We start from the raw sequence: 23,686 nt of genomic DNA, 5'->3' as shown, positions 1-23,686 counted from the left end.
GCCGCCGCTCCCTTGCCGCGTCCCATGCCGCCTTCGCTGCCGCGTCCGTTGCTCCGTCGGATGCTCCGTGCGTTGCTCCGTGCGTTGCTCCGTGCGTTGCTCCGTCCGGGAACGTGAGGCCTCTTCAGGCCCTCCCCCTTCCGTCACCCGGGCGGCGGGCATGTCATGGCGGGCTCCGCACATCCGGCCCACGATGGGAGCTCCGGGGGCCGCGCGCGCAGAAGCCCGACACAAGGAGTGGCGATGCCTGCTGCCCTGCTCGTCCGCTGGGCGGCCGTCACGGCGTCCGTCGCGAGCGTCGCCCTCCCGGTGTGTGTCGCAGGGAGCCCCGTCGGCCGGCCCTCCGAGGAAGAGCGGCGGGTGTTCTTCGTCCGGCCCCTCGGACACCAGAGCCACGGCGATGCCGAGGGACGCTACGCGCCCCTGTCCATGCTGATCGCCCCCACCGTCGGGCTCCTCTCCAACACCACCGCCGCCGAAGGCGTCACACCTGACGGCGCCGGGGGCGCACGGTACGTCGAGCGGAGCCACGTACTGCGCCTGCTGTCCGGCCGGTGGCGGTACCTCCCCGCCGGCCGGACGGCGTCCGTCGTGGTGGCCCCGGAGGATCCGACGGCCCGTCTACAGATCGCGGAGAGCCGCGCCTGGCTGGCCGCCGGCCGGGTGCCCGGCAGCTCGGCGGCCCAGCGCGCGGCCGCCGAGCGGGCCCTGCTGGCCATGCGCGCCCTGCTGCGGCCGAACGGGGCCATGGCTGCGGGCTGGACTCCCGGCTGGATGTACTCCTGGCCGCGCGACTCCAGCTTCGCCGCCGCGGCGTTCGCCCACACCGGCCACGACGCCGAGGCCTACCGGATCCTGCGCTACAGCGCCGCGACCCAGCGCAAGGACGGCACCTGGGACGCGCGGACGGAACTCGACGGGTCCGGCCCGCCGGACAGCAGGCGGTGGCAGCTCGACGCCAACGGCTGGGTCCCGTGGGCCACCTGGCAGTGGTACCGGACGGCGCCCGACTCCACCCGCCGCGCCCGGCTGACCGCCCTCTACCCCATGATCCGCAAGGCGGCCGACCACGCGGCGGCCTCCCTCGGGGCGGACGGGCTGCCCCCGGCCTCCCCGGACTACTGGGAGGTGATGACGACCACCGCCAACATCGGTACGGCCGCACCCCTGCTCGCCGGGCTCAACGCCGCCGCGGACCTCGCCGGCGAGCTGGACCTGCCGGGGGACGCGGCCCGCTGGTCCGCCGCCGCCGGGCGGCTCTCCACCGGGATCTCCCGGACGTTCGCCCCCCTCGGCTATCAGCGCACCGTCGACGGACAGCACGGACGGGACAGCGCGGTGGCCTTCATGGCGCCCCCCTTCAACACGGCCCCGGCCGACCTGCCCCGGGCGCTGGACACCACGTACAAGGCGCTGCTGCTGCCCAGCGGGGGGCTCACCCCCGGGAACGATCCGACCGCGCCCTGGGGTGCGAACGCCTGGACCCCCAGCACCTCGTTCTTCGCCCTCGCCTGGGCGGGTACGGGGCAGCCGGCGAAGGCCCGGCGGGTCCTGGACTGGGTCCTCGCCAAGCGGAACCCGCTCGGGGAGCTGCCCGAGAAGGTGGACCGGGCGGGCAGGCCCTCGTCGGTCGCACCACTGGCGTGGACGGGCTCGATCGTCGTCCTCACGCTGGTGGCACTCGACGGCGGGGCGCTCCCCGCACCACCCGGGAGGCCGTAGCGCCGCGGCCCCGTAGGTCCCCCGCCCCTGCGGCCCTTGCGGCCTGGGGCAGGCGCCTCAGAGCGGGTCCGTTCCGTCACCGGGCGGCGGAGCGGTGCGCAGGCGTTCCAGCTCGTCGAGCAGGCCCTGGTACGCGCGCTTCTCGGCCGCCACCGCGCGCGCGAGGGGGACGTGGTGCGGATCCTTCCGGGACCGGGCCTCCCCGGCGGCGGCGACGCGCAGCTCCCTCGCCCGGTCCAGTTCGTTCATCGCCGCCACGGTGCCGACATCGAGCAGCTTGTGCTCCAGGACCTGGGCGAAAGCCCGCTCGGTCGGCGCCGTGAGCCTGTCGAGGTCCTCGGCGCAGCTCACCGGGGCCTCCGCTCGCCCACAGGCCCCGTCGAGATCCCGGGAGAGCGATCGGAGGGCCTTCCCGAGTTCCGGGTACCCCCGGTCCGGCGCGGTGTCGCCGCCGCATCCGGCCACCAGGGCCGTGCAGGCGGCGAGGACGGTAACAGCGCGCACCGTCGCGGGTCCTGGGCACATGAGTCGGCACGAGATGAGAGGAGGGGTCATGGAAGCCCCGATCGCCCGTTGGTCCGCGTGCGGCCGCCCTGGCTGCGCGGTGGTCCGGCTGCCATCCTCGCCCGCCCCTGGCGGCCCTGCCACCCGGCGGGCCGGGGCCCCCGGTGCCCCGGGCCAGCGCTGCGGCGCAGGTCAGCGAGGGGGCTGTCCCCCGGCGGTGGTCGTGCCCGGGCGGCCGGCCTGCGCGAGCGTCCAGGGCTGGACGGCCCGGTGCCACGGGGCGGGGGTCCGGCCGCCGGGCAGTGCGGCGCCGCCCGCGGGAACGGTTGTGATGACGTGCAGGTCGGCGTCCAGGCCGAGCGCCGCGGCGACGGCCGTACCGGCCCCCTCGGCCACGCCGGCCGGGGCACCCGTGTACAGCATCTGGGACTCCTGCCAGGACTGCGGACCGTCGGTGGCCGCCACGCCGACGGTGCCCGCACCCGCCCGGCCCGCGAGCAGGTCGCCCGCGATGCCGACGGCGCCGTAGCCGCCCAGGCCGCCGGCCTCGGCGACCGGGGAGAACTCCGGTGCGGGCCCGCCCGCGCGGGCCAGGCTCGTGGCGACGGTGCCGATACCGGGCCGGCGGAAGAACAGGCGGACGCCGTCGCCCTCCGGGCGGACCGAGAGCGCGCCCGTCGTCTGGGGCAGGCCGGTCGGGACGGGGCCGCCGAAGGGGGCGTCCGGTGCCGGCTGGACCCAGGCCAGGACGGACCCGGCCGTGGCCGCGTACACGTGGCGCCGCCCCGACGCGTCGGTCGCGGTGACCGGGTCGCCCTGGAGGCCGGCGCCGCCCAGGGCCTGCCACGCGCCGAAGTCGCCGCCGGGGGTCTCCTGGGCCCGGGCGCGCAGCGTCCGGCTGGAGTCGCGGACGTACACCGTGATCCGGCCCTCGGGGTCCACGGCGACGGACGGCCCGCTGATGGCCGAGGTGCCGGACGTGTCCACGGTGTCCGGGGTGCCCAGCGACCGCCACGGGCCGAATCCGCCGTCGACCTCGTTCTGGACGGCGTAGACGATCTCCCGGCCGTACTCCTGGGGCGTCGCGCCGAGGGTGGTGCGGGTGGCGAACACGCCGATCCGGCCGTCCCAGAGGCGGACGGCCGCCGCCCCGGAGTCGATGCCGTCACCGGGCAGGAACTCGGGGCCCTGCCAGAGGGCCTGCGGGCCGCTGCGCGACCAGTACGCCATACGGCCGTCCAGCGCGGCGAAGGCCCACAGCCGTCCGGAGACGCCCTCGGTCATCCAGGAGGTGCCGTCGCCGCGGCTGTAGCGGATGGTCTGGCTCCAGCCGGCGCCGGTGGGCCGGGTCGCGGTCTTGCGGTCGCCGCAGCCGGCGGGGCTGCCGCACCAGTCCTGGTGGTCGGTCCAGGCGTAGGTCTTGAGGTAGCCGAGCTTCTCCTCGGCCGTCTGCGGGTCGAGCGTCGGGGGCAGCGAGCTGTTCGGGTAGCTCACGTAGTTCTGGACCGAGAAGTGCGGCCGGGCCGTGGTCTTGGCGTAGCGCTCGACGGCGGCCTGCACGAAGCGGGCGCCGTACATGTGGTCCTGGTGGTCGAGGAAGGCGCCGCCGCCCTCCGCCCTGCCGGGGGTCGGGTCCTGCGTGCGTATCGTCGTCGGCCGGTACGTCTCGAACACGCCCGCGATGGCGGCCACGGTCTGGTCCTTGGTGTAGGAGAACCAGTCCTTGACCGGGGTTCCGGAGGTCAGCTGCGCGCCGAGGGCGGGGGTCCGGCCGTCCCACAGGCCGCGGAGGCTCTCCGGATTGTCCCCGGAGATGCTGCGGGCCTCGCGCAGCTCCATCCATACGAGGTTGACGTGGGGCCGGGCGACGAGGACGTCCACTTCGGCGCTGCCGCCGCCGGCGGTGGGTACGGACTTGCGCTGCCAGGCGCTGGCGCGGTCCCCGGTGGCCATCTGCGCGTAGGCGGCGCGTATGCCGTTCTGGCGGGCCTCGGCGTAGGCGGCGCGGTCGGCGGGGCCGGCGGCGTCCTGCAGGTGCGGGCTGTGGGCCTCGTTCCTGCCGTCGGACTCGCCGGAGGTCAGGTAGACGGTGGTGACCTTGATGCCGGTCGATATGGAGCGGCTGAGGTCGGGGTTCATGAAGAAGAGGTCGTCGTCGGGGTGCGCGACGACCTGGAGGGCGGAGCCCTCGGTCACGCTGGGGGTGACCACCGCCTCGGGGGCCGCCTGCGGACGCTCGGTCCCGTGTCCGTAGGCCCAGGCCGTCATTCCGGCGGTGCCGACGGAGAGCGCGGCGAGCAGGGCCGCGAGTCGGGTTCGGCGGGCCAGGGACATGTACAGCGCCTCGAGGGTCGGTCCGGTGCGGCGATCCGCCTGGGAAGTCGATCGGTGTCCCGATGGCTCCATTGCTTCCGGAGACGACCGCGGCCGATTATGTCCCGCACGTTCGAGGCTGACACACCATCAAGTCACTTATGACCGCAAAGGGAGTTGTGACAGAAAGGCACTATTTTGTCCCATTTGTCAGCTCATGCGTACTTGGCTAGGAAAACCGGCCGAAACCGATGTATGTGCTGGTCACGTGCGGGTTGCCGGGGATCGGCACGGCCGTCGAGCGCGCCGGCCCCTTCGCCACCGACCCCCACACGTGGCGCATTCCACACCTCAGGCCGGCCGGCTCGGGCGGTGACGCGGCTCCCACTTCCGGCACGCCCCCGCTCGGACCGGAGCCACGCCCGGCCCCGGCCCGGGACGGGCCTGCGGGGCCCCTGTCCCGCCTAGGACTTGTCCGGTCGATCATGTTCGGAGCCAGATGGTGAGGGCTGCGGGCGTTGCGGTGCCGAGGTAGACGTAGCGGCGTTTGTCGTATCGGGTGGCGACTGCCCGGTGCTGTTTGAGGCGGTTGATGGCCCGTTCGATGGTGTTGCGTTTCTTGTAGCGCTCTTCGTCGAAGGCCGGTGGCCGTCCGCCGCGTGAGCCTTTGCGCAGGCGGGCGGCCTGGCTGTCGGTTTTCTCCGGGATGGTGTGGCGGATGCCGCGGCTGCGCAGGTACTGGCGGCAGGGTCCGTTGCTGTAGGCCTTGTCGGCCGCGACGCTGTCCGGCTTCTTGCGCGGTCGGCCGGGCCCGGGTTTCGGGACGCGAATCTTCTCCAGGACCGGCTTGAACTGGGTGCAGTCCGCCCGCTGACCTGGTGCGACGACCAGGGACAGCGGGCGGCAGCGGCCATCCGCGCTCAGGTGGAGCTTGGTGGTGAACCCGCCGCGCGAGCGGCCCAGGCCCTCACCTCCAGCACCACCTCCACCAGGCGGGCGACGAGGCTCTGCCACGGCGTTTCGCCCTGGTGTTCTGGGACTTCGTCCCCCTTTGAGGCGGGGGCCGGCGGCGGGTCGGTGCGGGCGCCAGCCGCGTGCTGATGAGCCCGCACGATGGTGGAGTCGACCGAGATGTCCCAGTCGATCTCACCCGCCGCGTCCGCTGCGGCCTGGACCTTCTGGAGCAGACGCTCCCAAGTCCCGTCACCCGACCACAGTCGGTGGCGTTCGTAGACGGTCTTCCACGGCCCGAACCGTTCGGGCAGGTCACGCCACTGCACGCCGGTCCGAACCCGGTGCAGAATCCCGTCGATCACCTGCCGGTGGTCCCGCCACCTGCCACAACGCCTGTTGCTGACCGGCAGGAACGGCCGCAACCGTTCCCACTCGGCATCCGTCAGATCACCCCGGCCCATGTCCACATCAACGACCCGGACACGGACTAGTCACATGATCGGCCGGACAAGTCCTAGGGGGTATCCGGTCGATCAAGAATGCTCGTCGCGGCACGTTCGGGAACGTCCCCGGCGGGAGCCTGGGCAGGGTGGCCGATGTCGGTCCACTGGAGGGCGGTCTGCCAGCCCTCCCAATCGGCTGCCCAGCCGAGCAAGACCTCGCGGACCTTTGCCTGAGAGTCTGTCCGCGCCTGACAGTGCTCCGAGGCGTCGATGTGGTACTCCACCTCGTAGGCCTCGTCTTCGCGGAGCAGGACCTGGATGTACTCGTCGCCCTCAAAGCAGTCGGTCAGCCGCTGGAGGAGCAGGTGCTTCCTGCTCCTCAGGCCGGCGAGCATCGCCTCGATGGTGGCCGGATCGGGGTCGTCCTCACTCCGGCCGTGCTCCAGCGCGACAACTCCGATCGGTCCGATGCCCTGCCTGCGCCGCTTTTCCCGGAGCCACGTCTTCTCCTGACCGGTCAGGAGTGGCGGCGGTACGGGCGGCCCGTCAGGGTTGTAGACGGCGATGGGGTCATCCGGGTCGGACCACGAACCCACCTTCCACAGCCGGTAGACGTGGACGCCGCCCTCGGGCAGCGGCACGGCGAGGATCTCCGGTGCAGGAGGACCGGGAATGCACCGCCCCACGTCCTCCCCGTACGGACCCCCGTGGAAGATGGCATGCATCCAGCCACTCGGCGGTCTGCCAGTCGTGTCGAAAACGTCCTCCACCACACACCCCCTCGCGCACATCCTAGAGTTCACGCTAGCCATGATCGGCCGGACAGCGCCTAGGCCGCCTCTTTCGGATCTTGCCGGGCCCGCGACGCCCGGCACCGCAGGCTCGGCCGACAAGATCCGAAAGGGACGGCCTAGTTGTCGAACCAGGCGACGAGCCGGACGTACTCAGGGCCATGCACGTCGGCGAGAGCCTTCATGGTCGCCCAGACCGGGCCCCACTCGCCGTCCTGGCGCACCGCCTCCCGGCGCGTCATGCGCTCCACCCGCATGATCTTGCCCTCCTGTATCCACTCGTCGCCCTCGGAGCGGCCGTCGAGGTTCCGGAACGACTTCCCCGACTCGCGCAAGCCGTGCTCCACGCTGTACCGGTACTCGTGCACGCGGGCGTCGACGGTGAGTGCGGGCTCGTCCCAGTCGACGGCGACCAGCTCCTCCCACCCGATCCAGGACGGACTGTGGAAGAGGTCCGGTGCACCCTCGTAGTGGTCCCGGACCTCGTCGGTCACGTCGGGCGGCAGCCCCCGCCCTTCAGCGAGGGGCCGGAAGCCTGCGTAGTTCCGGACGCCGAACAGGCAGCCGAAGGCGTCGTAGCCCCTTCCGCCGTACAGCAGATCCAGGTTGATGGCGGCATGCCAGCTCGAATCCTCCTCGTCGAGGGTGCCGTACGTGCCGCGGCACTCGATGAACCCGTGGATGTCCGCTCCCATGACGACGGATTCTCCTGTGCGCAGGGGCGGCACTTCAAAGGAGATTCCAGATTCCCGCCGCCCCGCCCGGCCCCGAAACAAGATCCGATACAGACCGCTTACGCCCGCGGCGCGTCCAGCCGTTCGGTGAGGCTGCCGTAGATCCCGGGGCGGCGGGTGCGCATGAGGCCGAACTCCAGCCAGTCGCGGCGCTGGTCGAGGTCGAGGTCGGCGACGAGGACGGCCTCGCGGTCGCGCGGGGCGCGCAGCATGATCCGGCCGTAGGGGTCGGAGATGAAGGAGGACCCGTAGAAGGTGGAACGGCCTTCGGTGCCGACCCGGTTGGGCACGATCATGAAGAGGGCGTTGGCCAGTCCGTTCGCGCTGATGGCGTGCTCCCACATGGGCCGCGTGTCGAAGTCCGGCAGGTCCACCTCGGAGCCGATGGCGGTGGGGTGGACGAGGATCTCGGCGCCGGCCAGGGAGTAGGCGCGGGCCAGCTCGGGGAACCACTCGTCCCAGCAGGTGGGGAAGCCGAAGCGGGCGCCCTCGTGGGCGACGACGGGGAAGCCGCTGTCGCCGGGGCGGAAGCACAGGTCCTCGCGGTAGCCGGGGAAGGCGGGGATGTGGTTCTTGCGGGTCCGGGCGATCAGCTTGCCGTCGGGGTCCACGCAGACGGCGGTGTTGTAGCCGAGTCCGCCGTCCTCGGCGCGCTCGTAGAGGGAGGCGTGGACGGTGATGCCGAGCTCGGTGGCGAGTTCTGCGGCGAGGGCGACGGTGGGGCCGCTCTCCACGTCCTCCAGGTAACGGGCGGCGCCGTCGGCCATGGGGTCGTCGGTGTTGCAGAAGTAGGGGCTGCGGGTGAGCTCCGGGAGGCAGACGACGGCGGCGCCCTGCCCGGCGGCGAGGGCGACGCCCTCGCGGAGCCGGTTGTCGCGCTCGGCGGCATCGGCGTACCAGCGCATCTGGACGAGGCCGACGCGCAGCGGTTCGCGTTCGCCGGGCTGGGTGCGGCCCGGCGAACCGAGCGGGGATCCGAAGGAGGTGAGGAGCGCGTACGAGGTCACGGGCGGGCTGCTTTCGGAGTTCTGACTGAAATTTCAGTCAGAATGCGGGATGCGGAAAGGTTCGGTCAAGGGGCGGTCGGTTCGATGTGACGGACGGGCCGGACACGGCGGCGCCGGAACGTTCCGGCAAGGCATGAATGTAGACGCTGCCGGAACGTTCCGGCAAGGCGGGACCGAGCGTCTAGAATGCGGGGCGTGACCCCACCTGCCGTGACCCTGCTCGATGTCGCCCGCGCCGCCGGCGTCTCCAAGAGCACCGTCTCCGACGCGCTCCAGGGCTCCGGGCGGGTCGCGGAGGCCACCCGGGACCGGGTCCGCGCGGTCGCCGAGGAACTCGGCTACCGCCCCAACAGCGCCGCCCGCAGGCTGCGCCGCTCCAGCACCGGAGCCGTCGGCCTGCACCTGCCGCAGACCGCGACGCGGCTGGACTACTACATGAACCTGGCCTTCGGGGCCGTCCAGCGCGCCCAGGAGGAAGGACTCGACGTCGTCCTGCTCGCGCCGGGCGGCGGCGCCTCCGGCCCGCTCGCCTCCCGGGTCGACGGCCTCCTCGTCATCGACCCCGAGATCGGCGACAGCGCCGTCCCCGGACTCCTCGACTCCGGTGTCCCCGTCGTCACCGGCGAGCGCTACCTCGGCCCCTCCCCCGCCCCCGCCGGCGCGGTCGTCTGCGACAACGCCGCCTCGCTCCGGGCCCTCCTCGACCACGTGCACGAGCGCGGCGCCCGCCGCCCCGCCCTCCTCACGCCCGAGGGCACCTCCGCCTGGGCCCAGGCCCTGCGCGAGACGGCCGCCGCCTGGGGCACCTCGCGCCGGACCGAAGTCGCCCTGCGCACCGTCCCGTTCGCGGCGACCGAGGCCGACACCGACGCCGCCACCCGCGAGCTGCTCGCGACCGACCCCGGGATCGACGCCGTGGTCTGCGCCCCCGACGGAGCCGCGCCCGGAACCCTGCGCGCCGCGGCCGGCCTCGGCCGCACGGTGGGCGCCGACCTGCTGGTCGCCTCCTGCGTCGACGGCACCGCGAACCGGAGCGCGAACCCGCCCGTGACGGCGGTCGACCTGCGCCCTGCCGACTACGGGCGGGCCTGCGCGGAACTCCTCTGCGACATCCTCGCCGGCCGCGCCGCGCCCGGCACCGTCCGCCACCACACCTCGGTCCTCGAAACCAGGGCGTCCACCACCGGATCCCAGCACCCCTGAACGCCCCGGGCCGAACGGCCGGCCAACGCTCAGGAGCAGGCGGCCGGTTCGGACTCCGGCGAAGGCCGCTCCGGCCGCCGTGCGGCCGGGTGCCGACAGACAGGCCGACCGGGTCCGGTCCACGTCGTACCGTTCGGCGGGCGGCAGCGGAGCCCCGGCCCTCGCGGCCCGGTGGCTCTGTTCCCCGGCCGGCCGCAGGGCGTCCGTGTGCCGCTGCCGGCTCTCCTCGTACGCTCCTGCCGGCAGCGCCGAACGGCCCAGCGCGCACAGCCGTTTGCCGGCCTCCGTCCGCAGCCCGAGCTCCTGGGCGATGGCCGGCCCCTCCCCGTGCGGCCGGGGCGCCCGCGGGTACTCGCCCGCGATCTCGTGGAGCGCGGCACGGGGGAAGACCGTCTGCAACAGGCCCCAGCGGTCACCCGGTCCCGTCCCCCCGGCGCCGCGTCCCGTCCGTCCAAGGTCGTGGAGTCGTTGCGGGGCGACGGTCTCCGGTATCCGCTTGACCCGAAGCCCGGTTGAGGTCCTAGCGTTGATCACGTGGATCACACCGATCGCGTAGACCATCACCTGATGCCAGGGGGAGACGGAACCGTGGAGCTCGAGACCTCAGCAGGATTCGACCGGGCACTCGTACTGGGGCCGGGAGGTGTGGTCGGAACCGCGTGGATGGCCGGGCTGGTCGGTGAACTGGTGCGCAGGGGTGTGGATCTCGGTGTCGCCGACCTGACGGTCGGCACGTCGGCCGGTGCGATCGTCGGCGCGATCCTGACCACCGGCCAGGACCTCGGCCGCCTCGCCGAGGTGGCGACGCGACCGGGTCCGGCCCCCCGGCGCGGGGTGGACGCCTCGGTCGCCGGCGCCGTGTTCGCCGTGCTCGGTCGGCCCGGACTGGAGCCCGAGGAGGCCCGGCGCCGGGTCGGCCGGATCGCACTCGACCATGCGGACGCCGACCGCGAGGCCTCCGCCGAGGCCGAACGGGCCCTGCTCGCGGGCCGGGGCGCCCTGATCGGCACGAACGCCTGGCCGGTGGAGGGTGAGTTGCTGATCACCGCGGTGGAGGCGGCCACGGGTGAGCCGACGGTGTGGGACCGCACGAGCGGTGTGCCGCTGGTGCACGCGGTGGCGGCGAGCAGCGCCTTCCCCGCGGCGGAACCGCCGGTCTCCGTCCAGGGACGGCACTACATGGACGGCGCCCTGCGCGCCGGCGCCAACGCGGACCTCGCGGCCGGAGCCCGCACGGTCGTCGTCATCGAGCCCCTGGCGCACCTGAATCCGCGCGAGCCGCTCGACCGGCGGCCGACGGCCGACGGGGCGCGGACGGCCGACGGGGCGCGGACCGTGGTGACCCTGGCTCCCGACGCGGAAGCGGTACGGGCGTTCGGCTCCGACCTGAACGACCGGACGAACTGGGCACCGGCCTACCTAGCCGGCCTCGCCCAGGCGCCCGCTACCGCCGAACGGCTCCGCTCCGTGTGGCAGCCCGGCCCCGGACGATGAGGGCCGACGTGAACCCCTGCCTGCGCGAACGGGAGAACAGCGCTGGAGGATGAGCACATGAACGACCTCCTGAAGTTCCTCGTCGCACGCATCATGGACGACAACCATGCCTATGCCCACGTGTCCGAAACGATGGGCGGCGAGGCCCTTCTCGACAGCCATCTGCCGATGCTCGACCTGACCGAGCAGTTGGCGCACGAGTACCGGGCCATCGCCCCCGCCGACCCCCGTGCGGCCGGCCTCGGGTACGCGATCCGAGTCCTCGCCCAGTCGTACGCCGGGCATCCCGAGTATCGCCAGGAATGGCGCCCGGCGGTCATCGCACCAGATCGCGGACCATGACCGGAGCACCGGGGATACCGGCATGCGCGGTGAGCGGGTGGACCGTAGGGTCCGGAGATCATGAACACGTTTCTCCATCAGCCGCGTCTGACCGCCGAAGAGCTCTTCCGCGCCCTGCGGGCACGCTTCTTCATGACGGCGTCGACGCCGCGGGTCTGGAGGAACGGGTGGCGCCGGCGAGGACGAGGAGGATCAGGAGGGCCTGCGTGACGACTACGACCCGGAACGGCTGGCACCGCAACTGGGCCCGGCGCTCGCGGAGCCGCTCCCAGGGGTCTCTCGCCGGGCGTCCGCGGATCGGGACACCTGGGGTGGGGGACCGAGGTGGCTCAACTTCGTACCGGTGCGAGGAGGCCACGAGGTGCCCGTGGTCCTGCCCCGCCTGATCGGAACGGGCAAATGGTTCGGGTACGGCGACCGGGTCCTCACCCCCGCCGACGATGCGGCGCTGCTCAGACGCCGGCAGGAGCAATGGGGGGCCGAGCTCTTCCTCGCCCACGGCGCCTGTCTGGAGTTGGCCGTCGACAGGCCGCCCCTCGATCCCCGGGCCGCCGGCGACGGCATGGTCCGGTCGACGATGTGGTCGCTCTGGTGGGACTGAGCAGTACGGCTCCGTCCCACCCGTGAACGACTTCGTCCGGGGTCGCGGTTCCCGGCCGCCGACTCCGCACCGGCACCAGGCCGTCCATCCGGACCGGTTCCGCCTGGGCTGGCGGACGCGGCGCCGGCGAAGTCCCGGACCCGTGAGGTGCGGGTCCGGCTACTGCCGCCGAGGCACGGGCGGCCGGGGCCCTGGGGCAGACGCGGAGCACGGCGGAGCCCCTGGCACCGGGCTGTCTGGTGAGGCTGCTGCAGCGCTGTACCGCTGGGCCAAGGAGAGGTCAGGGGTCCGCAAGACCGAACCGGCCCGGAACGGGCTGTCGGAGCGGGTCCGGTCGCTGCCGGCAGGCCGCAGGCTCTCACTCCTCGACGTACAGGAACTCCGGCCCGTAGGTCTTCCCGCTGCCGTCGGGCAGCTCCAGCTGAACGAGCTTCCGCGCCTCGGTGCGCATCCCGCCCATGTGGCCGATCGCCGGGAACAGCATGTCCGAGTCACCCGTCACCCAGGCTGCCTGCAGCGCCCGCAGCATTTCGCTGAAGTGTTTGTTGAACGCTGCGAGCACCTGCTGAACCTCGGGCGAGGGCACGTTCGGCCCGCCGTTGGCCCAACCGCCCTCGGGAACCCGCCCCATGGGGAAGGCCGGGGGCAGCGGGACATCGTCGCCCTTGAAGTCCCAGACGACCGGATTCTCCGACACCTTGATCAGCTTCTTGCCGCGGAACATCTCCCGGAACACGTAGAAGTGCGCCAGCTCGCCGGGCTTGCCGGGGAAGGGGTTCTCGGGTGAGGCGGAGGTGCCCTCGCCCTGCTCCTTGATGATCTCGATCGCGGCTCGCACCTTCTCGATGCTGTCGATCGGAACGATCTTGTTGCCCTGGCCGTGGTTCTCAAGGGAGAAGTCGATCTGCCGGTCGCCGCTGATCAGCTGCTGATGCGCCTCGAACGCCTCTTCGATCTCGGTATAGAAGGCCCCGATGGTGGCGAAGGCGCTGAACTGGGCGACCGGGTGATCCGGGCGCTCGATCTCGGAGAACATCTCGACCGAGTCCTTGGTCAGCCCCTCCAGGAAGACGATGAGTTCAGGTCTCACACCCCCCGGCAGCGCACGCTCGTACTTGGGCACCACCTTGGGATCGGCGAGGACCGGCGTCCCTCCGATGGTGGTGAGCATGTTGCACACCAGTCCCATGTGGGTCATCTCATCGAAGATGATCTCCCGGATGCTCTTGGCGACCGCCGTATTCGATTCCTTGATCGACCACAGGGCGCTCGCGTACGGGCCGATGGTCGCGATCTCCACCATGATCGCCTGCTGAAGGGAGTTCTTCAGCCACTCCGCATCGCGGTCCGCCGGGAGAACACCCAGCAACTCGACGATGGCGTTGCTCTCATACTCAAGGACCTGGGTCATGCCCACACCTGCCTCATTTGTGTACAGACAGGACGGAAGGGTATCCGTCCGGCAGGCCGGGCGAGCGAGGTGGGGGCGAGCCCCCGGACGGTTCACCCCATCGGGGCAGGCGGCCCCGAAGACACCGCCCGGGACGAAGAAGCCGAAGAAACCGTGGAGTCGCCTGGCGGCGAAAGCAGCCGCACCGATCGTCCCGAGCCCGGCCGGCTCCCTCGCCGCCTACGCCGGACTCGCCCCGGCGACCCGCAACTCAGGTTCCGCGATCCGCAGCGAACCGGCGAGAAGACAGCCGGCTCGAACGGGCCTTCCTCCTCTCCGCCTTCTACGGACCCCAACCACCCGAACAGCCGGACCAAACTCGTGGGGCCACACCCCCGACACCCCTTCACACGGACACGCCACCACTGTGACGTGCGCCACAGCGCTCCTGCTGATACGTATAGGGAGAGCCGAGCCGAAGGTGGAGCGATGGCCAGAAGTCGACGGGACATCAACTCCCTGAGCCCGAGCGAGCTGAGCGACCTCATGTATGCGATCGACATCCTGCGCGCAAGCTCGACCGCCGATCCGGACGACATGAGCGGGTACGGCTTCCAGGCTGTGCTTCCACAGCGACGGGTCCGTCGGCCCGTGCGAACACGGCAGCGACTTGCCGTACTGGGGCTGGTTCCGCCCACAGGCGACGGGCCGGCTCCCGGCCGCGTTCTCGCGGCCCGGCCTGGACTCCGGCCGTGACGCGAGCCCGTCGACGCCGCTGCCGGCGAACACCCCCGACATCGTGCTCCACGACAGCAATCAGGCCGAGTTCGCCGGCTACGTGAAGGGCTCGCCGACACGCTGGCGCTGGGCTGTCGGCACGGGTACACCGATCGGCTCAACGCCGCGTTCGACGTACTCGCTCCGCCCAGCCGTACAGGGCCTCCCCCACGCCGCAGGGTGAGCCACAGCAACCACCCGAGCCGATCGGGGAGATCACACTCAACAGCGTTCTGATGGAGGTGTACGGCCAGCATGCGCACTCCCGTGTTCGAGCTCCACATCCGGCCGATGTTCCGTGCCACCGACAAGGTCCACATGGGCTTCGCATTCGATCTGTGGGACTACGACGACGTCGTGGCGAATGCCGACGACATCCTGGAGCGGCTGCAGAGCGACATGCCGCCCACGGCGACCGGCGGCCCATGGCCGGAGGAGTGGATCACGCTCTTCCAGCGCTGGAAGGACGGCGCCCGCAAGCGTCTGGACCTCGGCACGGCCGCCTTCGCCCTCCAGCAGGGCACCGCGAAGACCACCATCACCGCGACCGGTACCTTTCCGGCTGCCGGCGTCGTGGGCTGGCTGCAGCTGGAGAGCGAGACGGCCGCCTCCAAGACCTACGTCCTGTACTTCGAAGCCCCGGACTCCCCCGCCGGCGGCGCGCCCCAGGCCTTCACCCTGAAGGAGAGCTACCCTTCCACCGACACCCGGTCCGTCTTCGTCCATGACGGCGTCGGCACCCAGCAGCTTCACTGAGAGCGCCGCCGGAGCCGTCAAAAGGGGGATCTTCGGAAGGAGCCGCCCGGCGGCGTTGAGGTCGAGCCGGACGACCACGGTCTCGGGCGCTCGCGAGGTGGGCCGACCACCAAGGTCCATCTCGCGGTCGAGCAGGGGCAGAAGCCCATGTCGATGGTGGTCACGGCCGGGCAGCGCGGGATGAGTGAGTGGCTGTGACCCCGCGGCCGCAGCAGCCTCGGTTAATCCTTTGCCGAGGAGCCGACGGACCGGCTACGTTCTCCCAGCCGTCCACTTTGATCCGGACCGGCACCGTCGACGAGGAGGTGTGGAGCACATGCGCAGGAGTGCCCAGCAGTTGAGCCCGCGTACTGACCTTTGCCACCTCCTCACGACGGAGACACCTTGTCGCTCCGCATCACCCCACTGACCGACCCCGCTCACGGGGCGCACAGCCGACGCCTTGCATGGCTGGCGTCCGACGCCGATGCCAACCCTGTCGGGACGGCCTTTCTGCGCCTGTTCGATGGCGGACAAGCGCACCTCGCCGAACTGACCGTCCACGTCCATCCCGTGGAGCGCCGCCAGGGCGTCGGCTCCCGGCTCCTCGACACTGCCGTGGCCGCCGCCCGGGACAACACCCGGCGCTGCGTCGTGGCGCAGGCCGGGGCCGGATCGCCCGGCGACCACTTCCTGCCGGCCCGCGGCTTCCGCAAGGTCCTCACCCTGAGGTACTCCCGCCTGCCCCTGGCCGATGTGGACATCCCCTCCCTGGCAGGGATCATTGAGCGTCCGCATTCCGGCTACCGGCTGGCGTCCTGGCAGGGAACCGTGCCCGACGATCTCGCCCAGACCTTCGCCGACTCGCGTCGCGCCATGGACGACATGCCCATGGAGGACACCGACCACGGCACCACGACCTGGGACGTGGACCGGGTCCGGGCTGCCGCGAAGGCCGTCGAACAGCGCGGCGACCACCTGCACACCGTCGTCGCCATCGACACCTCCAACGGCTCGATCGCCGGGTTCACCGAACTCGTCGTGCCCGGCGGCGGCACGGGTGATGCCCAGCACTACGGCACCGGCGTGCTGCCCGAGCACCGCGGACACGGCCTCGGCCGCTGGATGAAGGCCGAGTCGATCCGACACGCCCACGGGCACTACCCGGACCTCGGCGGCCTCCTGACCGACACCGCCGACAGCAACACGCACATGAGACACATCAGCGACAGCCTCGGCTACCTGCCCACGCACACGACACTCCAGTACCAGCTCGACCTGTAGAGACGAGCGGACGGGCCGGACCTGGGCATCACCTCGTCCGGCCCGTCGGCACTCAGTGGGCGCCGTCCGGGCGCAGTTCGATGTGGTCCGGGGCCAAGTCGACCGCCACGCGGTGTTCCATGCCCAGGGCCTCCAGGAACTTCGGGGGGAGCTGGACGCGGCCGGAGCGGTCGAGGACGACGTACTCGCGTTCGCTGATGGATTCCTCGCCGTGTTCGTCCGTGACCAGGCGGCGCAGGACCTCGCTGCTGGTGCGGCCGTCGCGGATCGCCACGGTCCGGCGGACCTCGCCCGCCACCATCGGGTCGTGCGTCACGATGACCACCGTCACGCCGAGTTCCTTGTTCACGGTCCGGAAGGTCTCGAAGACCGCCGCGGCCGTCTCGGAGTCCAGTTCGCCCGTGGGTTCGTCGGCGAGCAGCACCTTGGGGTCGTTCGCCATGGCCACGGCGATCGCGACGCGCTGCTGCTGGCCGCCGGACAGTTGCGCCGGGTGCCGGTGCGCCAGGTCGCCGATCCCGAGGGCCTCAAGGATCTCCCCGACCCTGGCCGCGCGGCGTGCGCCCGCGCCGCGGCGGGGGCTGTCGCCCTTCAACTGCATCGGCAGGGCCACGTTCTGGGCGGCCGTCAGGAACGGCAGCAGGTTGCGGGCCGTCTGCTGGAAGACGAACCCGACCGCTTCGCGCCGGTACCGCAGCCGGTCCCGTGCCGACAGTTCCAGCAGGTCGTAGCCGGCGACCGCCGCGCTGCCGGCCGTGGGGACGTCCAGGCCCGCCAGGATGTTCAAGAGGGTGGACTTGCCGCTGCCGGAGGCGCCCACGAGGGCCAGCAGGTCGCCCTGCTCGACCGTCAGCTCCAGCCCCTGGAGGGCCTGTACCTCGATGCCGTCCTGGCTGAAGATCCGGACCAGGCGGTCGCAGGCGATCGCGGCGTCCGCCCCCGCCGGGGTGCGCGGCTCGGCGGCGGCCGTCGCCCGGCGGCGCAGCTCCTCGTACGTCGGCTGGTCGGTGTTCAACGCTGGTCTCCCGCTCTCAACTCGGTGGTGATCTGCCGTCGCCCGGATGTCGCCGCCTCGACGCACACGGCCGCGGCGACCAGGGCGGCCAGGCCCAGGGCCTGGGTCAGGACGGGCCCCGCCGTCAGCTGCACTCCGTTCGGCACGTGCGCGCCGACCAGCGTGGACAGGTCCATAGCCAGGCCGAGCAGGGCCACGGCCGCCGCCGCCACCAGGGCCCCGCCCAGCGTCGCGGCCAGGGTCTGCGGCAGGGTCTCGGCGAGGATCAGCGCCACGCCCTGCCTGCGGCGCAGCCCCATGGTGCGCAGCCGGGCCAGCAGCGCCGCGCGTTCGGGGACGGTCCGCATCAGCGTCAGCAGTACGGCCAGCAGGGCGAAGCCCGCCGCTCCGGCCATGGAGGCCCAGAAGAGGCGCTGTGCGGAGCGCTGCAGCGGATCGGCGCCCAGTTCCGTGACGGCCTCGGCGCTGGTGTGCACGGGATACACGTCGTCGAGCGGGGCCGGGCCCGCAGCGGAACCGGAACCGGGGATCGGGGCCGGGGCCCGGGCGGGAGTCGCGGACGGCGCCGGGAGCTTGGAGCGCACCAGCGCGCGCAGCCGGTCACTGTCGATGTCGCCGAGGCCGAGCCACCGGTTCGGGTGGTCGGCGCCGCCCATGAGGGCCGTCGCGGCGCCCGCCGGCACGACGACGGTCGCGGCGTCCCGCGCCGGATGGGCCGGGGTGCAGTCGACCATGCCCACGACCCGTACCTTCAGCTCCCCGCCGTCGCCGGGCTGCACCGTGTACGTGCCGCCCTGCCTGGCCTGTCCGGCCAGGTGCGCGCTGAACAGCGCGGGCACCGGGGCATCGGGGGACGGCGCACCGCTGGTGGCCAGCAGGGCGGGGTCGAAGGATCCGCAGCCGAGGACCCGGGACAGCTCCGCGTACGCGGCCGGCTCGGCAGCGATCACCGTGACCTGGCTGGCTCTCACGGTGGTGCCGTGCAGGGAGGAGTCGTGGTCGATCCACAGCGGCACGGAGGTCCGTACGCCCGGCAGCTCGCCCGCGGCCTTCGCGAGCCCCGCCGGGAGCGGGGTCTTCCCGTACGCGGATATCGCCGCGTCGCCCCCTACGGTCAGCCGGGCCACGCCCAGCCGGGACGAGTCCACCGACTGCAGCACGGCGGCGCCGAATCCCCCGGTGGTGATGGCGACGAGCAGCGCGACCATCGGCAGGACGGAGGGGCCGGTCCGGCCGCGGGCCTGTGTGCCGGTGGTCGCCGGGCCGCGGGCGGCCCGCGCGAGTCCCAGGAAGCCGACGAGTCCGGAGCCGCGGCCGGCCGCCCGGGCGAGCCATCCGGTGACCACCGGCTGGAGCCGGGCCAGCAGCAGCCCGCCGCACAGGGCGAGCAGCAGCGGGGCCGCGATGAGCAGCGGGTCGAGGTCGCTGCCGGGCGGGGCGACCCCGCGGCGGCGGACCTCCACCACGGCGGCTGCGGTGGCGATGAGGACGAGCAGTTCGGCCACGGGCCTGCGCCACCGCCCGGCGGGGCGGGCCGGGGTCAGCAGTACGGCGGCCCGTACGGGGAAGGCCAGCAGGGCGAGCAGGGCCACGGCCGCGGCCGAGAGCAGTGCGGGCACGAGCCTGGGGGTGGGCAGCAGCAGAACGGCGAGCGCGGTGGCGGCCGCGGCCGCCGGGAGTACGGTGACGGCGCCCTCGCCGAGGAGCCGGCCGACGATGGCGGCGCGCGAGCCGCCGCGCGCGAGCAGCAGCCGCAGTTCGGCGTCGCGGCGGTCGGCCGCGAGTGCGCCGGCCAGGCACAGGACGACGAAGGCGACGCCGCCGACCCCGGCGGGTCCGATCGCGGCGAGCGGTGCCGCGGCCTGGGTACGGGCGCGGGCTTCCTCGAACCGCTCGGGCAGCCACGAGGTGGTGTGCAGCCGCGCGCGGCCGGTCTCCCGGGCGAGGGTGGCGGCGGTGGGTCCGGCGAGGTACGAGGCGATGTCCTTCCTCGTGGCGTCGAGCCGGTCGGCCCGCAGGTGGCCGATGTCCACCGGCAGCTGCCAGAAGTCCTCGGCGGTGCGGCTCCAGGTGCTCATTCGGTCGAGGTCCCCGGTGCCGACGAGGGCGTCGACGTCCCAGGCGAGGTTCTCGTTGTAGTAGTGCTCGCAGGCGCGGGCGAGGCACCCCAGGTTGCCGGTCCAGAAGCCGTCGGTCTCGTCGAGGACCGCGTAGAGGCCGACGACCTCGACGGACGGTGTGGCGTCCACTCGGGGCGCGATGTTCAGGACGGATCCGACGCGGGCGCCGAGGGTCGCGGCGGCCTTCTGCGAGAGGACGACCTGGAGGGGCGCCATCTCCCCGGGGGCGGCCTGCGCGGGGGCCGTGGGTGTGCTGCTCGGCCAGTGCCCTTCCGCCAGCTTCACATGGGCCTCGGCCTGGCGGACGTGCAGGAGGTTCATGCTGGGCGGAAAGCCGGAGGGGCGGTCGAGTTCCGGGTTCGTCAGCTCCTGCCGCTTGGTGGTGCGCGCACCGTGGACGACCGACCCGGGGTCCACGCGGAAGGTGGATCCGGTCGGTGCGAGCAGTTTCTCCAGCGTGGCGTCCAGGGCCTGGGCGCTCTGCCCGCTGTCCGGGGAGGGCGCGGTCACCTGCAGGCCGGCGTTGCCGGCCGCGCTGTGTTCCAGGAAGGACCGCAGGGCCTGGTCGGCGCCCCGGTCCTGGGCCCGCGGCAGCGCGGCGGCCAGCAGGACGGCGACGAAGGCCAGCGCGGCGCCGAGCAGGGTGCCCAGTGGCGCCGCCCGCAGCCGGGTCCTGACCCAGGGCGCGGGCCGCGGGGCGGTGGACGAAGGGGGGGCGGCAGGTGCCGGGGCGGACGACGCCCGGGTGGCGGACGGCGGGGTGGCGGACGGCGGGGTGGTCACATCTCCTCCACGGGACGCAGCCGGGCGGCGATGTCGCCGCCCCGGGGGCCGCTGAGCGCGGCCGACAGCAGGGGGACGGCTGCGATGGCGGCGACCGTGAGCACGGTCTGCCAGAACGGCATGTCCACTTGTACGGGCGGGAACGGCCGCCCGGCGGCGGGTGTCAGCACGACCAGGGGCGCCATCAGATGGACGAGGGCGATGCCCAGCCCGGTCCCGACCGCGGACCCGATGGCGATCAGCACCCCGCCCTCGGCGGCGGACGCGAGGGCCAGCGAGCGGCGCGGGGTGCCGAGTGCGAGCAGGACCGAGAACTCCCGTCCGCGCACGCGCCGTTCGGCGGCGGTGGAGGTCGCGAAGCCGATGGCCGCCAGGACCGCGCAGGCGGCGGCGAGGGCGGCCAGGGCGCTCTGCGGGCCGGCGCTCAGCGGGTCGTCGAGCAGCCGCTCGGTGATCTCCTCACGCAGTTGGACGCGCTCGATCCGGGCGCCTTCGCGCAGCTTGTCCGCCGCGCGGGCCGGGACCGGGTCGGCGGCCGAGCCGGCGGGCAGCCACCACTCCGTGGGCGAGGGCGGCTGCTGGCCGACGGATTCCAGCAGGAACCGGCCGAGCAGGTGCAGGTCGACGGCGAGCGCCGAGCGGCCGGCCACGGGCAGGGAGTCCACGGAGGCGGTGATCCGCACCGGGACGCCGGCACCGTCCAGCGTGACGCGGACCGTATCGCCCACGGCGGCGCCCAGGGACCTCAGGTAGCGGGTGGTGGCGACCGCGGGAACGGCTGTGGGGGCCGGGCCGGCGGGCGCCGGGAACACCACGGTGTTGGCGCCCTGCAGGGTACCGAAGCCGCCCCAGTAGCGCAGCCGCAGCAGGTCCGTCGAACCGGCCGGGACCGGGATCACCTCGGGGACCCGCTGGGGTCCGTTCCCCTGCGGGAGCGAGGTCCGCCAGTCGGCGGCGTCCGCGGGGACGGTGACGCCCGTGGCGGCGCCGTCCCCGGTGTCGGAGACGCCGATCCGGCGCACGGTCAGTTCGCTGCCGTCGCCCGGGTGGTCGCCGTCCCCGGCGTACGAGAGGCGTATCCCCGCCAGGGTCAGCGGGGTGGCCGCCGATCCGACCGGGGCGCCGGTCAGCGCGTCGAGGAGGAAGGGCAGGGTGGTGTCGCCGCCCTCGGGCAGGGTGACCGCGGGCGTCCCGTACGTGGCTCCGAACCGGTCGCGCAGCACCAGGCTCACGGCGGCCCAGCTGATCCTGGAGGAGCGGACCGACACGTCGAGGTCGATCCGGCGCGGGGAGCCGGGCAGGGCGACACCGGGGCTCGCGGGGGCGGCCGCGGTGCCCGGGTCGCCGGCGGCGAGCGGGGTGAACAGCTCGCGCATGCCGTGCCCGCCGCGCAGGTCCGCGCGCAGCGGCACCCGTTCGCCCGCCTTGACGGCGTCCAGCGCGACGAAGTCGGCGGGCTTCCCGTCCGGCAGCTTCTGCTCCCGGCGGACCACCGGAATGAGGCGGTCGCCGCCGGGCAGGGCCGCGTAGCGGCCGCCCTGCCCCATCGGGGACATGCTGCTGCCGGAGATCCGCAGGCCGCCCGCGGTCGCGAAGTCGGCCTGGTCGCGCTGGGAGGCGGACCAGCCGACGTGCTGGCCGAGCGCCAGGATCCCGCTGGCGACGGCGAGTACGAGCAGCAGCACGGGCCCGGTGGCCCGGCCGGGCCGTCGGGCGAGCTGCCAGCCGAAGAGGGCGGGTCCCAGGCTCCGGCCGCGCGCCGCCAGCCGTCCCCCGGCCCGCGCCGCGAACGGCAGCAGGCGCAGTACCAGCAGGGTGCCCCCGCACAGGGCCAGGGCGGGAGCGGCGACCAGGACCGGGTCGACACCGAGCCCGCCGCCGGCGGAGGCACCGGGCGCGGGGGCGTCCGTACCGCCGTACTGCGAGAGCTGCTGGTAGCCGAGGACGGCGAGGACCACGACGGCCAGGTCGACGCCGGATCGGGCGGCGCCCGTCACGAGCGCCTGGCGGCTGCCCACGCGGCGCAGTACGGCGGCGGAGGCCCCGCGCAGGACGGAGGGCAGGGTCGTCAGCAGCACGCAGGCCAGGGCGCAGCCGCCCGCGACCGGCCAGACCAGCCAGGTGTCCGGGATCTCCAGGTGGACCCGCCCGAGCGGTCCGAACCGGCCGAACAGGCGCAGCAGGGGTGGGGTGAGCAGGGGTGCCAGGACGGCCGCGGGCAGGGCGAGCAGCAGGGACTCGGCCGCGGTGAGCGCGCCGAGACGACGGCGGGAGGCGCCGCGCGCGGTGAGCAGGACCCGTTCCGGTTCCTGGCGGACGGTCAGGATGTGGGAGACGAGGAGCAGTGCGGCGGTCGACAGGACGGCGAGCTGGAGCGCGCCCATCAGCAGGGTGGAGCGGGCGACGACCGTGCCGGCGCTCAGCTCGGCCAGCAGCGTGGGCAGTTCGGTGGCGGTCCGCAGGGAGCCGGCGCGTTCGAGGGTGACGCTCGCGGGGTCGGTCGCGGTGCGGACGGCCTCGGCCTCGGCGGCGCGGACCGTGCGCAGGTCCGGGGTGAGCAGCGTGAGGCGGTGGTTCTGCAGGAGGCCGCCGGTGGTGAAGGCGCTGTCGTCCACCAGGAGCGGGCCGTAGATGGCGAAGGTGTCGGCCTGGACCTCGCGGCCGCCGAGGGGGTCGAGCCGCCAGTACGCGGCGTCCGGGTCGGTGGCCCGGTACACGCCGGTGACCAGCACGGTCAGCGGTGCCCCGCCGAACCGGTCGTCCAGCCGGACCGGTGCGGGCAGCGCGGACTCGGCCAGGCCGAGCCGGGCGAGCGCCGCGCGCGGCACGGCCACCTGGGTCGGGGCCGGCGGGGCGCCGGCGGCCGGGGGTGCGGCGACCGGCGCGGGCCACTCACCGGCGAGCAGCCGTACGTGGTCCTTGCCGAGGGCGGCGAGCAGGGTCAGGTCGGCGTCGCGGCCGGAGGCGGCGACGCCGGGCAGTCCGTACGAGCGGCTGCGGGCCACGCTCTCGGAGGCCACCGGGAGCCGCCCGAACACCTCGTCGGCGAAGGCCCGTACGGCCTGGTCGTCCTTGGCGCGGGCATCGGCGGGATGGCCGCTGGTGATGACGACGGTGGTCCGGGGCTGTGCCGTCCCGGTCAGGGCCCGCCGGAGGCCTTCCTCGCCCACGCCACGGGTGAAGGCCGTCAGCGCGGTCAGTGTGGTCGCGGTGATCAGTACGGTGAGCAGCACGGCGACGGCGAGCGGCCATCGCCCGCGCAGTCGGCGCACGACGAAGCCGAGCACGTGTTGAATTCCTCCCCCGTCCGGACCTGAAGTACCGGATAGCGGACGATGCTGTCAGATGCGATCGATGGAGGGAAGGGGCTTGCGTGATTGGTGCGACAGATGCGCAAATGCGATCAGGAAGCGGCAGTGGCAGCTGGCGCGGGACGCGGGGCCGGGCGCCCCGCGCGGACAACTCGACGGGGGA

General features: G+C 73.3%; 17 protein-coding genes and 2 pseudogenes. 9 read left to right on the top strand and 10 right to left on the bottom strand.

What is annotated here, in order from left to right:
- Positions 1-243 precede the first annotated feature (243 nt).
- Entirely contained in the window at positions 244-1,722 is a 1,479-nt protein-coding gene (locus JYK04_RS37695; RefSeq protein WP_189744173.1) for a glycoside hydrolase family 15 protein, read from the top strand.
- A gap of 57 nt (positions 1,723-1,779) precedes the next feature.
- Here the strand turns inward: JYK04_RS37695 and JYK04_RS37690 are convergent, their stop codons facing one another.
- From JYK04_RS37690 to JYK04_RS37665, 6 genes are all read right to left on the bottom strand, one after another.
- Complete coding sequence (locus JYK04_RS37690; protein WP_189744171.1) at positions 1,780-2,226, bottom strand: hypothetical protein; 447 nt, start codon at positions 2,224-2,226, stop codon at positions 1,780-1,782.
- Between the two features lie 192 nt (positions 2,227-2,418).
- Positions 2,419-4,560, bottom strand: a complete 2,142-nt coding sequence (locus tag JYK04_RS37685) for a PIG-L family deacetylase (RefSeq protein ID WP_189744169.1) — start codon at positions 4,558-4,560, stop codon at positions 2,419-2,421.
- 462 nt (positions 4,561-5,022) lie between these two features.
- A protein-coding gene (locus JYK04_RS37680; RefSeq protein WP_425282274.1) for an IS5 family transposase occupies positions 5,023-5,954 on the bottom strand; the annotation gives its coding sequence in 2 pieces (ribosomal slippage) (positions 5,023-5,616 and positions 5,619-5,954; 930 coding nt in all).
- 53 nt (positions 5,955-6,007) lie between these two features.
- Entirely contained in the window at positions 6,008-6,739 is a 732-nt protein-coding gene (locus JYK04_RS37675) for a hypothetical protein (RefSeq protein ID WP_189745073.1), read from the bottom strand.
- Positions 6,740-6,846: 107 nt separating this feature from the next.
- The gene (locus tag JYK04_RS37670; protein WP_189745075.1) at positions 6,847-7,422 is read right to left on the bottom strand and encodes a hypothetical protein; all 576 of its coding nucleotides are present in this window, start codon (positions 7,420-7,422) and stop codon (positions 6,847-6,849) included.
- Positions 7,423-7,520: 98 nt separating this feature from the next.
- Complete coding sequence (locus JYK04_RS37665; protein ID WP_229876717.1) at positions 7,521-8,468, bottom strand: nitrilase-related carbon-nitrogen hydrolase; 948 nt, start codon at positions 8,466-8,468, stop codon at positions 7,521-7,523.
- A gap of 195 nt (positions 8,469-8,663) precedes the next feature.
- On the opposite strand from JYK04_RS37665, the gene JYK04_RS37660 reads away from it, so the two are divergent.
- The 4 genes from JYK04_RS37660 (at position 8,664) to JYK04_RS37645 (ending at position 12,108) form a co-directional block, all read left to right on the top strand.
- Positions 8,664-9,671, top strand: coding sequence for a LacI family DNA-binding transcriptional regulator (locus JYK04_RS37660; RefSeq protein ID WP_189745077.1), 1,008 nt, complete (start codon positions 8,664-8,666; stop codon positions 9,669-9,671).
- A gap of 588 nt (positions 9,672-10,259) precedes the next feature.
- Entirely contained in the window at positions 10,260-11,165 is a 906-nt protein-coding gene (locus tag JYK04_RS37655) for a patatin-like phospholipase family protein (protein WP_202185963.1), read from the top strand.
- A gap of 57 nt (positions 11,166-11,222) precedes the next feature.
- Positions 11,223-11,507: a DUF6221 family protein gene (locus JYK04_RS37650; protein WP_189745455.1), complete on the top strand. Its 285-nt coding sequence runs from the start codon at positions 11,223-11,225 to the stop codon at positions 11,505-11,507.
- Positions 11,508-11,868: 361 nt separating this feature from the next.
- Positions 11,869-12,108 (top strand): hypothetical protein, encoded by a 240-nt coding sequence (locus tag JYK04_RS37645; RefSeq protein WP_189745081.1) that lies wholly within the window; start codon positions 11,869-11,871, stop codon positions 12,106-12,108.
- Positions 12,109-12,466: 358 nt separating this feature from the next.
- On the opposite strand, the gene JYK04_RS37640 is transcribed toward JYK04_RS37645, so the two are convergent.
- Entirely contained in the window at positions 12,467-13,519 is a 1,053-nt protein-coding gene (locus tag JYK04_RS37640; RefSeq protein WP_189745083.1) for a ferritin-like domain-containing protein, read from the bottom strand.
- Positions 13,520-13,721: 202 nt separating this feature from the next.
- Between JYK04_RS37640 and JYK04_RS42490 the strand changes: the two are divergent.
- The 4 genes and pseudogenes from JYK04_RS42490 to JYK04_RS37630 form a co-directional block, all read left to right on the top strand.
- Positions 13,722-13,842, top strand: a pseudogene (locus JYK04_RS42490) (transposase); the annotation flags it as partial.
- Between the two features lie 688 nt (positions 13,843-14,530).
- On the top strand, positions 14,531-15,031 hold the full coding sequence (locus tag JYK04_RS37635; RefSeq protein ID WP_189745085.1) for a hypothetical protein: 501 nt from the start codon (positions 14,531-14,533) through the stop codon (positions 15,029-15,031).
- Positions 15,032-15,088: 57 nt separating this feature from the next.
- Positions 15,089-15,211 (top strand): annotated as a pseudogene (locus tag JYK04_RS41690) (IS5 family transposase); the annotation flags it as partial.
- Between the two features lie 204 nt (positions 15,212-15,415).
- On the top strand, positions 15,416-16,294 hold the full coding sequence (locus JYK04_RS37630) for a GNAT family N-acetyltransferase (protein ID WP_189745087.1): 879 nt from the start codon (positions 15,416-15,418) through the stop codon (positions 16,292-16,294).
- A gap of 52 nt (positions 16,295-16,346) precedes the next feature.
- Here JYK04_RS37630 and JYK04_RS37625 read toward each other — a convergent pair whose 3' ends face one another.
- Genes JYK04_RS37625 through JYK04_RS37615 form a run of 3 tightly spaced genes read right to left on the bottom strand, consistent with a single transcriptional unit; the run spans position 16,347 to position 23,499 of the window.
- Positions 16,347-17,309, bottom strand: coding sequence for an ABC transporter ATP-binding protein (locus tag JYK04_RS37625; RefSeq protein WP_189745089.1), 963 nt, complete (start codon positions 17,307-17,309; stop codon positions 16,347-16,349).
- On the bottom strand, positions 17,306-20,212 hold the full coding sequence (locus tag JYK04_RS37620) for a hypothetical protein (protein ID WP_189745091.1): 2,907 nt from the start codon (positions 20,210-20,212) through the stop codon (positions 17,306-17,308). Before JYK04_RS37620 ends, JYK04_RS37625 begins: the two co-directional genes overlap by 4 nt.
- Positions 20,209-23,499, bottom strand: coding sequence for an ABC transporter permease (locus tag JYK04_RS37615; RefSeq protein WP_189745093.1), 3,291 nt, complete (start codon positions 23,497-23,499; stop codon positions 20,209-20,211). Before JYK04_RS37615 ends, JYK04_RS37620 begins: the two co-directional genes overlap by 4 nt.
- Positions 23,500-23,686 lie beyond the last annotated feature (187 nt).

Origin of the sequence: Streptomyces nojiriensis (assembly GCF_017639205.1) — a bacterium.
Classification (GTDB): domain Bacteria; phylum Actinomycetota; class Actinomycetes; order Streptomycetales; family Streptomycetaceae; genus Streptomyces; species Streptomyces nojiriensis.
This window is presented reverse-complemented; position numbering and strand designations above follow the sequence as displayed.